Origin of the sequence: Tautonia plasticadhaerens (genome assembly GCF_007752535.1) — a bacterium.
Lineage (GTDB): Bacteria > Planctomycetota > Planctomycetia > Isosphaerales > Isosphaeraceae > Tautonia > Tautonia plasticadhaerens.
On sequence record NZ_CP036427.1, the window covers coordinates 125691 to 139566 of the forward strand.

Annotated in this window: 12 protein-coding genes; 5 read left to right on the top strand and 7 right to left on the bottom strand. The window is 72.7% G+C overall.

Going from position 1 to position 13876, the window contains the following annotated elements; genetic code table 11:
- Nucleotides 1-28: 28 nt before the first annotated feature.
- The 7 genes from ElP_RS34880 to ElP_RS34905 form a co-directional block, all read right to left on the bottom strand.
- Complete coding sequence (locus ElP_RS34880) at nucleotides 29-217, bottom strand: potassium-transporting ATPase subunit F (RefSeq protein ID WP_145279373.1); 189 nt, start codon at nucleotides 215-217, stop codon at nucleotides 29-31.
- Nucleotides 218-377: 160 nt separating this feature from the next.
- Nucleotides 378-1067 carry a response regulator gene (locus ElP_RS34885; protein ID WP_145279375.1) on the bottom strand — a complete coding sequence of 230 codons (690 nt, stop codon included), beginning with the start codon at nucleotides 1065-1067 and terminating at the stop codon, nucleotides 378-380.
- Between the two features lie 32 nt (nucleotides 1068-1099).
- The gene (locus ElP_RS39070) at nucleotides 1100-1276 is read right to left on the bottom strand and encodes a hypothetical protein (RefSeq protein WP_197447187.1); all 177 of its coding nucleotides are present in this window, start codon (nucleotides 1274-1276) and stop codon (nucleotides 1100-1102) included.
- A gap of 4 nt (nucleotides 1277-1280) precedes the next feature.
- Nucleotides 1281-1961 (bottom strand): hypothetical protein, encoded by a 681-nt coding sequence (locus ElP_RS34890; protein WP_145279377.1) that lies wholly within the window; start codon nucleotides 1959-1961, stop codon nucleotides 1281-1283.
- A gap of 80 nt (nucleotides 1962-2041) precedes the next feature.
- Entirely contained in the window at nucleotides 2042-2800 is a 759-nt protein-coding gene (locus tag ElP_RS34895) for a response regulator (RefSeq protein ID WP_145279379.1), read from the bottom strand.
- On the bottom strand, nucleotides 2797-4668 hold the full coding sequence (locus tag ElP_RS34900) for an ATP-binding protein (RefSeq protein WP_145279381.1): 1872 nt from the start codon (nucleotides 4666-4668) through the stop codon (nucleotides 2797-2799). Before ElP_RS34900 ends, ElP_RS34895 begins: the two co-directional genes overlap by 4 nt.
- A gap of 184 nt (nucleotides 4669-4852) precedes the next feature.
- Complete coding sequence (locus tag ElP_RS34905; RefSeq protein ID WP_145279383.1) at nucleotides 4853-6196, bottom strand: sigma-54-dependent transcriptional regulator; 1344 nt, start codon at nucleotides 6194-6196, stop codon at nucleotides 4853-4855.
- An 818-nt stretch (nucleotides 6197-7014) separates the two neighbouring features.
- Between ElP_RS34905 and ElP_RS34910 the strand changes: the two genes are divergently transcribed.
- The 5 genes from ElP_RS34910 to ElP_RS34930 all read left to right on the top strand — a co-directional run bounded on the left by ElP_RS34910 (nucleotide 7015) and on the right by ElP_RS34930 (nucleotide 13868).
- Nucleotides 7015-7620 (top strand): esterase, encoded by a 606-nt coding sequence (locus ElP_RS34910; RefSeq protein WP_145279386.1) that lies wholly within the window; start codon nucleotides 7015-7017, stop codon nucleotides 7618-7620.
- A complete protein-coding gene (locus ElP_RS39075; protein ID WP_231749914.1) occupies nucleotides 7545-8201 on the top strand; it encodes an alpha/beta hydrolase in 657 nt (218 codons plus the stop codon). The genes ElP_RS34910 and ElP_RS39075 overlap by 76 nt, the downstream gene beginning before the upstream one ends.
- A 208-nt stretch (nucleotides 8202-8409) precedes the next feature.
- Nucleotides 8410-9048 carry a sigma-70 family RNA polymerase sigma factor gene (locus tag ElP_RS34920; RefSeq protein WP_145279390.1) on the top strand — a complete coding sequence of 213 codons (639 nt, stop codon included), beginning with the start codon at nucleotides 8410-8412 and terminating at the stop codon, nucleotides 9046-9048.
- Between the two features lie 3 nt (nucleotides 9049-9051).
- Nucleotides 9052-13128, top strand: a complete 4077-nt coding sequence (locus ElP_RS34925; RefSeq protein WP_145279392.1) for a serine/threonine-protein kinase — start codon at nucleotides 9052-9054, stop codon at nucleotides 13126-13128.
- Nucleotides 13129-13322: 194 nt separating this feature from the next.
- Entirely contained in the window at nucleotides 13323-13868 is a 546-nt protein-coding gene (locus ElP_RS34930; RefSeq protein ID WP_145279394.1) for a hypothetical protein, read from the top strand.
- The last annotated feature ends 8 nt before the right edge of the window (nucleotides 13869-13876 follow it).

Consider the following 13876-nt stretch of genomic DNA (forward strand, 5'->3'; position numbering starts at 1 on the left):
GGTCAGAACTCCGATCGGTCGCGGTTCGTCAGAAGGACTCGGGCCGGATCATGGCGTACCCGAGATAGAGCAACGCGGCGAGGGCGCAGGCGGCGCTCAGGTAGAGCACGGCGGGGTCTCCGGGCTTCGGGTGGGGGGACAGCCGCCGGTCGAAGGAGGCGAGGGCGCCGAACAACTCGGCGTACGTCGCCAGGCCGAGCAGCAGCGCGGCGGGCATCGGTCGGGGCTCCGGTCGGTCGGTCAGAGCCGGTCGCAGGCGGCGACCAGGCCGAAGAGCAGGGCGAAGACGCCCATGCCCAGGGCGGACGTGGCGAGCGAGATCGTCATGGGTCTTGCCTCGGTGGGAGGGGTGCGGGGTCCGCCCGCACGGGTCGGGTTCAGGGGGAGAATCGGGCCTGCAGGTGCTTCAGGTTGTGCCGGGCGGCCTCGAAGCCGGGGTCAGACTCCAGGGCCAGCATGAACTCCTCCCGGGCGGCATGCGGCTCGTCCTTGGCCATCAGCAGGACGCCGAGCAGCGTGTGGGCCTCGGCCGAGAGGCTCTCCAGCTCCAGGGCCCGGCGGAGGAACAGCTCGGCCTCGGCCCGCCGCAGGCGGTTCATCGCCTGCTTGGCACGGGCGAGGGCCTCGCCGAAGCGATAGCCCTCGATGGTCGAGGTCGTCGGCGGCCGGCCCCCGGCCGGCTCCAGGGCCGAGCCGTGGCGGGCGACGACCTCGGCGACCACGCCCCGCAGCTCCTCCGGGCGGATTGGCTTCTGGAGGAAGTCGATGGCCCCGAGCTTCAGGGCCTCGACCGCGTCGGGGACGCTGCCGTGCGCCGTGACGACGATGACCGGCACGAGCAGGCCCTCGTCCCTCATGCGGCGCAGCGTCTCCATGCCGTCGACCAGCGGCATGCGCAGGTCGAGCAGCACCAGGTCGAACGGCCTGGACGCGTGGAGCAGCCCCAGCGCCTCCTCGCCGTCGGCCGCCTCGGCGACGTCGTAGCGGCCGGCGGCCAGGGTGGTGCGGAACATGAGCCGGACGTTCGGCTCGTCGTCGACGATCAGGATGCGTGCCCCGCGCTGCATCGGACCTCTCCCCTTCGTGGTGGTGTGGGGCCTCAGCGGTCGCCCGTGTCGATGGGGACCGCGCTGCCGCCGAATCTGGATCGCTCGTAATTGCAGAGCAGTTTGTGCTGGGCCGGCCGGTCGTCCCGGTCCGACTTCAGGGGCGTGCGGGAGGCCAGCCGGACGTTCGGCTCGTCGTCGTCGACCAGGATGCGCGCCGTCGTGCCCATCGGCTCACCCCCCCACCCGGGCGACACGCGCCCCGATCGCGGCGGGCCCGTGCCCGTGGCCGGCGGGGTCGACCCCGTCGCCCTCGGGCCCGCCGCCGCCCGGGATCTCGACGCTGCGGGCGACCCGGCCCCGATCGTCGAACAGCCCGAGGGCCGGCGTCCCGTCGGCCCGGATGGCCAGGGCCGCCCGCAGGGGGCCGCCGTTCCCGTCGTAGAAATTCACCCCCGTGCTCCCGTCGGCGCCGAGGTCGACCGACGCCCTCGGACGCCCCTGCTCGTCGAACAGGCCGACGCCGGGCGTGCCGTCGGGGCGGACGGCCAGGGCCGCCCGCTGCGGGCCGCCGTCCCCGTCGTAGACGTTGACGCCCGAGGTGCCGTCGGCCCCCAGGTCGAGCGACAGCCGCAGGCGGCCGTCGGGGTCGAAGAGGCCCAGGCCCGGCGTTCCGTCCTCGCGGACGGCCCAGCGGCCCAGCGGGGAGCCGTCGTCGTCGACGAGGACGAACTGCCCCGCCTCGACGACCTCGGGCCCGTCGTCCGCCGCCCCGGCCAGGGCGACCAGGGCGGCGGCCGACACCGCCGCCGCGGCGGCCAGCCGCCAGCGGCGCAGGGCGTGGGCGAGTTCGGCGTTGCGCCGCTCCACCCGGCCGACCCGGCCGGCGAGCGACTCGATCGTGACAGGTTCCATCGCGTTCTTCTCCGTTCTCATATTGATTTGATTGTGCATTCCGGCGTCCCGGTCCCGGCGTCCGGGGGGCGTGCCGGGGGTCACGGGCGGTGCCCCGGCCGCCCCGTCGGCGTGTCATCGTCGGGCGTCGCGTCGGCCAGCCCCTCCAGCTCGCGGCGGCTCGACCCGTAGGTGAGCAGCTCCTCGCAGCGGATCAGGTTGTTGCGGGCGGTCGGGTCGTTGGCGTCGATGAACCGCGCCATCCGGAACGAGCGGCGGGCCGCCTCCAGGTCCCCCCGCATCGTGTGGAGCACGCCCAGGAGGTTGTGGGCCTCGCCCGAGGCCGGGTGGGCGTCGATCGCGCGGCGGAGGAAGCCCTCGGCCTCGTCGAACTCCCGGCGGTTGAGGGCCCGCTTGGCCCGGGACAGGGCGACCTCCTCGCCGACGTCCTCGGCGTCCAAGGCGGCCTCGACCGGGGCCGGCGCGGGGGCATGCCGGTCGATCACCTCGGCGGCCACGCACCGCAGGGCGTCCGGGTCGATCGGCTTCTGCAGGACGTCGATCGCCCCCAGCCGCATCGCCTGCACGGCGTCGGGCACCATGCCGTGGGCCGAGACGATGACCACGGGCGTCAGGTCGCCGGCCTCGCGGAGGCGGCGGAGCAGTCCCATCCCGCCCTCGCCGGGCATCCGCAGGTCGATCAGGGCGAGGTCGGCGACGTGCTCCCCGAAGTACGCCAGGGCCTCCGCGACGTCGGCGGCCTCGGCCACCCCGTGGCCGGCCGACTCCAGGGCCGTGCGAAAGGTCTGGCGGATGTTCGGCTCGTCGTCGACGATCAGGATGCGATGGGCGTCGCTCATGGCGTCGCCTCCTCGTCGGTCGGCCGATCGGCCCGGGCGGGGTCGGTCGGCAGGGTGAAGGTGAAGGTGGTCCCCCGGCCGGGCGTGCTCTCGGCCCGGATGGCGCCGCCGTGGGCGGCAACGATCTCCCGGGTGATGGCCAGCCCCAGGCCCGCCCCGCCGGTCCGGCCGCCGGGGACGCGGTAGAACTTCTCGAACAGGTGCGGCAGGTGCTCGGCCGGGATGCCCGCGCCGGTGTCGGCCACGGCGAAGCGGACGGCGTCGCCGTCGGCCTCGGCCCGGAGGCGGACCGAGCCGCCGCGGGGCGTGTGCTCCAGCGCGTTGCCCACCAGGTTGTCGAAGACGTGGGCGACCCGCTCGCGGTCGACCGGCACGCCGGGCAGCCCAGGGGCCAGCGACCACTCCAGGGCGATCCCCGCGTCGCGGGCCCGCGCCTCGAAGCGGGCGACCGCGTCGGCGAGCAGATCCTTCAGGGCCGTCGGCCGGAGGTCGAGCCGGACTCGGCCCTGCTCGATGCGGGTCAGGTCGAGCAGGTCGTTGACCATCCCAAGCAGCCGCTCCGCGTCCTGCCGGGCCGCCAACAGCAGCTCGACCTGCTTGGGCGAGAGCGGGCCGACGACCTCCTCCAGCAGCAGGTGCACGGCCATCTGCAGGCTCGTCAGCGGCGTCTTCAGCTCGTGGCTGACCGTGGAGACGAGATCATTCTTGAGCTGGTCGATGCGGCGGAACCGGGTGATGTCCAGAAGCACGACGGCGGCGCCCAGGGGCTCGCCGTGCTCATCGCGGATCGCCAGGACGCGCGGCAGCAGGGCCCGCTCCTGGCCGTCGTCGCGAAGGGTGACGGCCTGCTCGAAGCGGCTGGGCAGGTAATCCCCCTCGCCCCGCAGGGCCGCGGCCAGGGGCTCGCGGATCGCCGACGGCGGCGCCCACGACACGGCCGATCCGTCGCAGCCCGAGACGCCCAGCATCCGGCAGGCGGCCGGGTTGGCCCGCTCGGCGGCCCCGGCCGGGTCGACGACGATGACCGGGTCGGGGAACGAGTCGATCGTGGCCTGGGCGGTACGCTGCGCCCGCAGCAGCCGGGCGGCGCCGGCGGCCTGCAATTCCCGGATGCGGCGGGCCATGGCGTTGAACGCCTCGGCCTGTTCGCCCAGCTCGTCGCGGCTGACCACGGGCACCACCTGATCGTAGTCGCCCCGCCCGACGGCGCGGGCCCCGGCGGTGACGGCCCGGATCGGCCCGAGGATCGACCGGCCCAGCCCCAGCGCCACCGCCGTCCCGACGGCCACGGATGCCAGCAAGGCGACGGCCATCAGCCGGATCGACACCGCGGCGGCCCGGCGGGCGTTGCGGTCCATCGCCTCCATGTTCTCCTGGTTGATCCGCAGGATGTCGTCGGCCCGGCCCTTGAGCACCAGGAACGTCGGCAGCAGGCGGCCGAAGTAGAGCCGCCGACGCTCCTCGGTCCGCTCGGGGCCGAGGGCGAAGTAGCGGTCGGACAGGGCGACGAACTCCCGGTAGGTCCGCTGGAGGTCGGCGGCCATCCGGGGCTCGCCCTCGGCGATGAGCGTCAGGTTGTCCAGCTCGGCGGCGAGGTTCTCCTCGAACCCCGGCCGGTGCTCGTCGAACTGCTCGCGGGCCTGCCGCTCCTCGCCGCCGAGGGCAAAGAGCAGGGCCGAGTCCATGCGCTCCAGCGCCTCCTTCATCCGCTCGGCGTAGAGGACGCTGCGGTAGTTCTCGCGCAGGATCACGTCGATGTTCCCCCCCAGCCGGGCGAACATGACGATGGCCCACACCCCCAACGCCACCACGATGGCCAGCAAGGGGGCCAGGCCGACTAGCAACCGCATCCGCAGCGTCGTAAACATCGGGCTCCTCCGTCGCGACGGCCCTCATAAGGCAGGGACCATGCCATTGCCGGAGTGATTTTCCTTAGTTATTTCTCAGGAACGAGATACGTCGAATTTGGCGAATCCGGGAGGGCGCGCACGGCCCTCCGCGACCGTGCAGATTGCACGGCCGATCGTGCAATCTGCACGACGGGCCTGCGGCTCAGAGGCCGTGCTTGCGGCGCCTGCGGAACAGGGTGCTCGGGTCGACGCCCAGGACCTGCGCCGCCTCCTCCAGGCTCGCCGAGGCGGCCAGCACCTGGCGGATGTGCTCGACCTCCAGTTCCTCCAGCGTCACCGGGCCTCCCACCTCGACCGCATTCGAGACGCCGGGCCCGGCCGGCCCGCGAGCGACCCGCCCCGGGAGGTCGGCCAGGCCGACCTCCGGCCCCTCGGCCAGGATGGCCGCCCGCTCGACGGCGTTGCGTAGCTCTCGGAGGTTGCCCGGCCACGGGTGCCGGCCGATGGCCTCGCGGGCCTCGGCCGTGAAGCCGGACAGCCGGCGGCCGGTCTGCCCGGCGAAGAAGGCGAGCATCCGGTCGGCCAGCTCCAGCCGATCCGACCGCTCCCGCAGCGGCGGCAGGGCGACCTCCAGGACGTTGAGCCGGTAGAGCAGGTCCTCGCGGAAGGTGCCGGCGGCGACCATCGCCTCCAAGTCGCGGTTGGTCGCCGCGATCAGACGCACGTCGGCCTGGCGCTCGGCCGCCTCGCCGACGCGCTCGTACCGCTTCCCCTGCAAGAACCGCAGCAGCTTCGGCTGCAAGGCCACAGGCAGGTCGCCGACCTCGTCGAGGAAGAGCGTCCCGCCCTCGGCGGCGGCCACCTTGCCGACCGTGTCGCGGACGGCCCCGGTGAAGGCCCCCTTCACGTGGCCGAACAGCTCGCTCTCCAGCAGCTCGGCCCCCAGGCTCGGGCAGCTCACGGTGACGAACGGCCCGCCGGCCCGGCCGCCCCAGGAGTGCAGGGCGCGGGCGAGCACGCCCTTGCCCGTGCCGCTCTCGCCGCGGAGGAGCACGGCGGCGTCGGTCGGGGCGACCCTCCGGGCCAGTTCCAGCACCCGGGCCATGGCCGGATCCCGGGCGTCCAGCTCCGCCTCGGGGACCTCGCGGCGGACCAGGTCCTCCAGCGCCTCGACCCGGTCGCGCAGCCCCCGCTGGCGGGCGACGCGGTCGAGCACGGCGCGGACCTCGGCCGGGGTAAACGGCTTGGGCAGGTAGTCGTCGGCCCCGCGGCGCATGGCCTCGACGGCCGAGCCGATCGAGGCGTGCGCCGTGATGACCACCACGGCCAGCCGGGGCGCGTGCTCGCGGAGCGGCCCGATCAGGTCCAGGCCCGACTCGCCGCCGAGCCTCAGGTCGACCAGGGCCGCGTCGCAGGGCCGGCGGCCGAGCTCCGCCAGCGCCTCTGCCCCAGAGGCGGCCTCGCGGACCCCATGGCCGGCAGCCTCCAGGGCGACGCGGAGGGTGCGGCGGATGTTGGCCTCGTCATCGACGATGATGATGTTCATGGGATTGCCCGGCGTGCCGGCCAGCCGACATGTCCCCGGCGCGGCCGGCCCCGATGCCAGGCCATTGTGCCTGTCGATGCTCACGATGGGAACCATGCGCCCTCTGCCCGCCCCATCGCCACCGCCCAGGACATCGACCGCAGGTTCGAAACCACCATGAGGGTGCGTCATCCGCCTCCATCGACGCACCGGTCCTCGAGCCCGCGGGATTCTCGCGGGGATCGCCGACCTCGCCGCCGCCGAGCCGGTCGGCGGCGGCTCGGAGCGGTCTCGGATCGACAGGGGCACAACCGTCGCCAGCCGGTACGGATCCGCCGGCTGCGCAACGTGAAGCATCGAGCCCTCCGGCCGGCGAGTCGCCCGGGGGCTGCGTCTCCGCCCCCGAGTGACGCACCCGCTGCCGATCCCATCGCCCCGGCCCGCTCGGGGCCCCCCTGCCTTGCTGGACGAGCGGGCCACGACTCGCCTCGCTGCCCGTGACCGGCCCCATGCCGGCCGGCGCTGCTCAGGAGGCCCTGACGGCCCTCGGCCACTTGCGGTCCGACGCCGAGGCCGTCGGTTCGGTGGTTCGTGCTCTGCCTGGAAGTCAGCTGTCATCTCTTCGACAGGGAGGCCGTCCCGCCCGGCGACCTCGCCCCCATCCGCGACCCGGTCGGCCAGCCTCCCGAGATCGACCGCCGGCGCCGTCCGGCCGGAGGCCGATCCCCAGGGGCGGGGTGTCGTGGTAGCATCGCCGGGCCGGAGGCCCCCGCCCTTCGCCGGCCGGGCGAGGCCGGCTCGGGGGCGTCCGCCATCCTGGCCAGAGGGGGAGAGGCGCGATGAATCGACGAACCGCCGCGTGGGCGATGCTCGTGGTGCTCGGCCCGTCCGGGTGGGCCGCGACGGCGAGGCCCCAGGAGCAGAGGCAGCCCCCGCCGCCCGTCGTCTCGCCGGACGTGCAGGAAGACCGTCATGTGACGTTCCGCCTCCGGGCCGACTCGGCCGACGCGGTGCGGCTCCTCGGCGGTGACATCCCGGGTATCCCCGACAATGGGGCGATGGAGAAGGACGGCGAGGGCGTCTGGAGTCTGACCCTCGGTCCCGTGCCCGCCGGGGCGTACCGCTATCGGTTCGACGTGGACGGCGTCCCGGTGGCCGACCCGGAGAACGCGTCGACGAGCCAGTCCAACGGCACGGCGTGGAGCCTGGTCGTCGTGCCGGGTTCGGACCTCTCCGACACGCGGGACGTGCCCCACGGCGCGGTGGCGGAGGTGACGTACCGGTCGGAGACGCTCGGCCGTCCCCGGCGGATGCACGTCTACACCCCGCCCGGGTACGAGGAGGGGGCGACGCGTACCCCGTCTTCTACCTGCTCCATGGCGCCTCGGACAGCGACGACTCGTGGACGTCGGTCGGCCGCGCGAACTCCATCCTCGACAACCTGATCGCCGACGGCGAGGCCGAACCGATGATCGTCGTCATGCCCGACGGCCACACCGGGCGGTTCCGTTGGGGCGACCGGGGGTCGATGGGACGCCAGATGGGGCAGTTCGCCGACGAGTTCCTCCGGGACATCAAGCCCTTCGTCGAGTCGCACTATCGCGTCCGCTCCGACCGGGAGAGCACGGCCATCGCCGGCCTGTCGATGGGCGGGGCGCAGGCGCTGGACATCGCGTTCACCGAGCCGGGGGACTTCGCCTACGTCGGCGTCTTCAGCAGCGGCATCTTCGGGATCACCGGGCGGGGCCCCGGCGGGGACGACGCCGGCCCCTCCTGGGAGGAGCGGCACGCCGAGGCCCTCGACGACGACCCGGCGCGGGAGGGCCTGGAGCTGCTCTGGTTCGCGACCGGGTCGGAGGACTTCCTCATCGACACGACGCGGGCCACGGTCGAGATGCTCAAGTCCCACGGCCTCGACGCGAGCTTCGAGGAGACCGCCGGCGGCCACACCTGGCGGAACTGGCGCGCCTACCTCGGCGAGTTCGCCCCGCGGCTGTTCCGGGATCCGGAAGGACCGACCGGCTGATGGCGCACAGCGAACCGTCCGGCCCCCGAGGAAGGAGGATCCGGACGGTTCGCAATCTGCCCCAAATCACGCAGTCGTGCAGTCGTCTGGCACCGCGGTCGGAACGGACCGCGGTCGACGGCGTCGGTCCCGGTGGCCTCCCGTCCCGGATCCGAAATCCTCGGTCACGGTTTCGTCCCGGCGCGCGGATAATGGGGTAGGAGGCCCCATGGACCAGAACCCGAGCGAGACGACCGCACTGCTCGACCGGCTCCGGAGTGGCGACCGCGCGGCGCTGGCCGCGCTCTTCGACCGCCACCGCGACCGCCTCCGCCGCATGGTCGAGCTGCGCCTGGACCCGAGGCTCCGGGGCCGCCTGGATGCCTCCGACGTGCTCCAGGAGGCCTATCTCGACCTCGCCCGCGACCTGCCGTCCTACCTCGCCGAGGCGGATCTCCCACCGCTGCTCTGGCTGCGGTGGCACGTCGGCCGGCGGCTGACGACGCTGCACCGGCAGCACCTCGGCACTCGGATGCGCGACGCCGACCGGGAGATCTCGCTGTACCGCGGTGCCCTGCCCGAGGCCAGCTCCGCCGCGCTGGCCTCGATGCTCCTGGGGCGGCTGACCTCGCCGACCCAGGCGGCCCAGCGGGCCGAGCGGCTGTTGCGGGTGCAGGAGGCGCTCAACAGCCTCGAGCCGATCGACCGCGAGGTGCTGGCCCTGCGGCACTTCGAGCAGCTCGACCGCACCGAGACGGCGGCGGCCCTCGGGATCAGCCAGGAGGCCGGGGCGAAGCGGTACTTCCGCGCTCTGAAGCGGCTCAAGGACGCCCTGGCCAACTTACCCGGCGGAGGGGAGGGCCTGTGAGTGATGAACACGACCCATTATCCCGCGTCTCGCGACTACGGCCGCTTCGATGAGCTGGCCGAGGAGTTCGCCGCCCGCTACCGCCGCGGCGAGCGGCCGAGCTTGCAGGAGTACATCGACCGCTGCCCCGAGCTGGCCGAGGAGATCCGCGGGATGTTCCCGGCCCTGGTCGAGGTCGAGCAGGCCGAGCTGGACGTCCACCGGGCCGCCGATCCGGCGACGCCGCCCGGGCGGCCGGCGCCGGCCCAGCTCGGCGACTTCCGCATCCTCCGCGAGATCGGCCACGGCGGCATGGGCGTGGTGTACGAGGCCGAGCAGGTCAGCCTCGGCCGGCACGTGGCCCTGAAGCTGCTGCCGCCGCAGGGGACCCGCGACCCCGACCAGCGGCGGCGGTTCGAGCGCGAGGCCCGCGCGGCGGCCAGGCTGCACCACACCAACATCGTGCCGGTCTTCGGCGTCGGCGAGCATGCGGGGACGCCCTACTACGCCATGCAGTTCATCCGGGGCTCGGGCCTGGACAAGGTGCTCGACGAGCTGAAGCGGCTGCACGACGGCACCCCGGCGTCCACCGTCAACGCCGCCGGGCGAGGAGCACCCCGCCGTGATGCTCCGGCGGCCGCCGTGGCGCGCTCGCTCTGGACCGGACGATTCGAGCCGGGCGGGACCGGGGGCGAATCCGTGCCGGACGGATCGGCCGACGGCCGCGGGCCGATCGACGTGCCCGTTCGGACCGAGGCCGAGCCGATTTCCTCCCCCACGTCGCCCGACGACAGCCGGCCCTCGGGTACGCCGGCCCTCTCCTCCTCTTCGGTCCTGCTGGGCCAGGGCGAGGGGACGAGCCCGAGGTCGAGGAAGCCGACCTACGGGGAGGCCGTGGCGCGGATCGGCGTGCAGGTGGCCGACGCCCTCGACTACGCCCACGCCCAGGGCATCCTCCACCGCGACATCAAGCCGTCGAACCTGCTGCTCGACGCCCGCGGCACCGTCTGGGTCACCGACTTCGGCCTGGCCAAGGCCGACGACCAGCAGGACCTCACCCACACCGGCGACCTCCTCGGCACCCTGCGGTACATGCCGCCCGAGGCGTTCGAGGGCAAGTCCGGCGCCCGGGGCGACGTGTACGCGCTGGGGATGACGCTCTACGAGCTGCTGGCCTTCCGCCCGGCGTTCGAGGAGAAGGAGCGGGGCCGGCTGATCCGGCAGGTGACGACCGAGGAGCCCGAACGACTCGGCCGGCTCAACCCCGAGGTGCCGCGCGACCTGGCGACGATCGTCCACAAGGCGATCCACAAGGAACCGGCCCGGCGCTATGCCTCGGCCGGCGAGCTGGCGGCCGACCTGCGGCGGTACCTGAGTCGCGAGCCGATCCAGGCGCGGTCGGTCGGCGCCCTGGAGCGGGCGTGGATCTGGGCACGGCGCCGGCCGACCGCCGCGGCGCTGCTGCTGATCAGCGGCGTGGCTGTGGTGGCCCTGGGCATGGTCGTCACCGGGTTGGTCTACAACGCTCGGTTGAAAGTGGCCAAGGATCTGGCAGAAGTGGCCAGGATGGACGCGGAACGGTATCGATATTTCCATCACATCGCGCTGGCGCAAGCGGCGTGGAACGACGGGAATCTGGGCCGGGCACGCCAGTTACTCGACGACTGCCCCCGCGACCAGCGGGGCTGGGAGTGGTACTGCATCGACCGGCTGCGCCACGGCGCGCTCCTCACGCTCACCGGCCACAACGGATTCCCCGGTAGGAATAGCGTGGCGTTCAGCCCGGATGGCACCCTCCTGGCCGCGGCATGCGACGACCTCGTGACGCTCTCGGATGCGCGCACGGGTCGCCTGTTGCAATCCCTCACCGGTCACTCCGGCCAAGTGTATTCGGTGACGTTCGGTCCGGATGGGAACAGGCTGGTCTCGGTCGGCGAGGATCAAACCCTGAGGGTCTGGGACGTGGCCACGGGCCGCGAAGTGCGGCCGCCGATCCGCGTGCCCGGCGGCGTCCTCCTCACGGTGGCCTTCAGTCCGGATGGGAACCGGATCGCCGCGGGCGGCGAGACCCTCATGGTCTGGGAAGCCGCAACCGGCCAGCACGTGCGGACCCTCCCGGGACACACCGCCGGCGTCCGGACGGTGGTGTTCAGCCCCGATGGGACGCTGATCGCCTCGATCGGCGGAGACGGCTTTGCAAAGCTCTGGGATACGACCAACTACCGGGAGCTGCACCCCGCCCTGAAAGCTGCCAAGGGCCGGGGTTTCACCGTGGCGTTCAGCCCCGACGGCAGCCGGTTAGCCACGGGAGGGACCGATCGCGCGGTGATCTGGGACGTCACTACGGGCTCGGAAGTCTTTGTTCTCCCGGACCATGACAACGCGTCGGACCTGGCGTTCAGCCCCGACGGCCGATGGCTGGTCACCGGCGGCCGCGGCCGGGTGGTGCGGGTCTGGGATCTGACGACTCGACAGGTCGCGCGGACGTTTCGCGGCCACACTCACGAGGTCACGTGCATCGCGTTCAGTCCGGACGGCGGCCGGCTCGTCTCGGCCAGTGTCGATGGGACCGTTAATGTCTGGGACATGATGACCGACCAGGAGCCGCGCCCCTTCGCGGGCCATGCCGACTGGGCGACCTGCGTGGCGTTCAGCCCCGATGGCACGCTACTGGCCTCCACCAGCAGAGGCAGCAACACGGTCAAGGTCTGGGACACCACGACCGGCCAGCTGCGGTTTGCGCCCGAGGGGCACAGCGACGAGGTCTGGGGCGTGGCGTTCAGCCCCGATGGCGCCCTGCTGGCCTCGGCCAGCGCGGACCGGACGGTGCGGCTCTGGGACGCAGCGACAGGCCAGTGGCGTTGGACGTTGTCCGGGCACACCGCCGGAGTCTCCCGCGTGACGTTCAGCCCCGATGGCCGGCGCATCGCCTCGACGACGGGGGCCTTTGACGACCGGATCGGACCGGCCGAAGTGAAGATCTGGGACGTGAATGGCCTCCGAGACACCCGGACGCTGAGCGGCCTCATGACCCCCGTCCTCGGCCTTGCGTTCACTCCGGACGGGACCCGGCTGGCCGCGGCCAGCTTGTCGGACGGAACCATCGTCGTCTGGGACACGAGGACCGGTAAGGTAGACCTTACCCTCCCTGGTCACACCGGGGGGAGTTATCCACTCGGCACCCAGAGCGTGACCTTCAGCCCGGATGGGAGCCGCATCGCCTCCGGGGGCTGGGACAACACCGTGAAGATCTGGGATGCCCGGACAGGCGGCCTACTCGACACCCTCCGGGGACACTACGCCCAAGTGACAGCCGTGGCGTTCAGCCCGGCTGGAGCTCGCCTCGCGTCGGCCAGTGGCGAGCAGGCGGTCAAGATCTGGGACGTCCAGACCGGTCAGGAAGCCCTGACGCTTCGAGGCTACTCCAGCTTCGTATACACCCTGGCCTTCAGCCCCGACGGCACGCGCCTGGCAGCCGGCTGCGGGGACGGGACTCTGAGGACCTGGGACGCCCGGCCCTGGACGCCGGAAGCGGCCATCGAGCGCGAGGCCGTCGGGCTGCTGGATTCCCTCTTCGCCAGGCCGCTCTGCAAGGCCGATGTCATCAGTTACCTGCAAGACACGCCGACGATCCGGCCCCGGGCGCGGGATCTGGCCCTGTCGCTGGTGGACCGCTACCACGAAGAGACCGATCCGGAGTCGTATCACCGGGCGAGCTGGGCGCTGGTCCGCCAGCCGTACCTCAACGCCTTCCAGTACCGCTTCGCCTTACTCCAGGCGGAGCATGCCTATCGCCTGGCCGAAGACCAGGCCTCGTACCGGACCACTCTCGGCGCGGCCCGGTGCCGCGCCGGCCTGTATCAAGAGGCCGTCGCGACGCTGACGCGCGCCGACCGGCTCGTCGAGGATTCCCCGGCGGGCCTGGCGTTCCTGGCGATGGCCCGGCAACGGCTCGGCCAAGGGGACGAGGCGCGAGCGGCCCTGGGCCGCCTGCGGGAACTCGTCGCCCGGCCCGGCCGAACGGAAGACGCTGAGATGCGGGATCTCTTGCACGAGACCGAGGCGCTGCTGGACGTGCCGGCGGAGGCGACCAGGCCGTAAGAACGCCTCGGGGCGGAAGCCCCTCGTCCGCTCGACCGTCTGTCAGCGATCGCATGCCGGCGGGCGGTCGTTCGGCCCAACCACCGCGCCGGATGAACCAGGGCGATCCAGCCCCGAGCGCCCGGTCTGCGCGCCGGGGGACTGCATGTTCAAGGACCGCAGACCCACCCCGCTCCGAACCGTGAAGGAGGCTCATGATGAGAAGCAAGTGGACCGCGATCGGCCTGTCCCTCGCCGCCGTGATCATGCTCGCCGCCGGCGACCCCAACAGCACCATCGTGATCGACGACTTCGACGACGGCGACGCCGAGGGCTGGGATCTGAACAGCCCCACCGGACTCGGGATCTCCTACGTCAACGAGGAGGGCGAGTACGTCATCGAGTCCATCGAGCCCATCCCCCTGGATCACCCCTTCGCCGGGATCATCGAATCCCACTGGGAGCCGGCCGAGGGCCAGCCGAGGTTCTCCAGCGGGACGTTGCGGGGGACGATCCGGGCCAACACCTTCGGGACCACGGCCGGCTTCTTCGTCCGCGAAGGCGACGACCCGATCGCCGGCTCTCGCTGCTGTACCAGCACCGGCTTCGGCACCTTCTACATCAGCCGGGTCGACCGCCGGGCCGTCCCGCCGATCACCCTCCTCGCGATGGCCGACCCGGCGCAGCTCCCGTTCTTCCCCGACGAGGACTGGGACGTGGAGGCGGGCTTCGTCGGCCACCGGCTCTGGATGAAGGCCTAGCCGGCCGG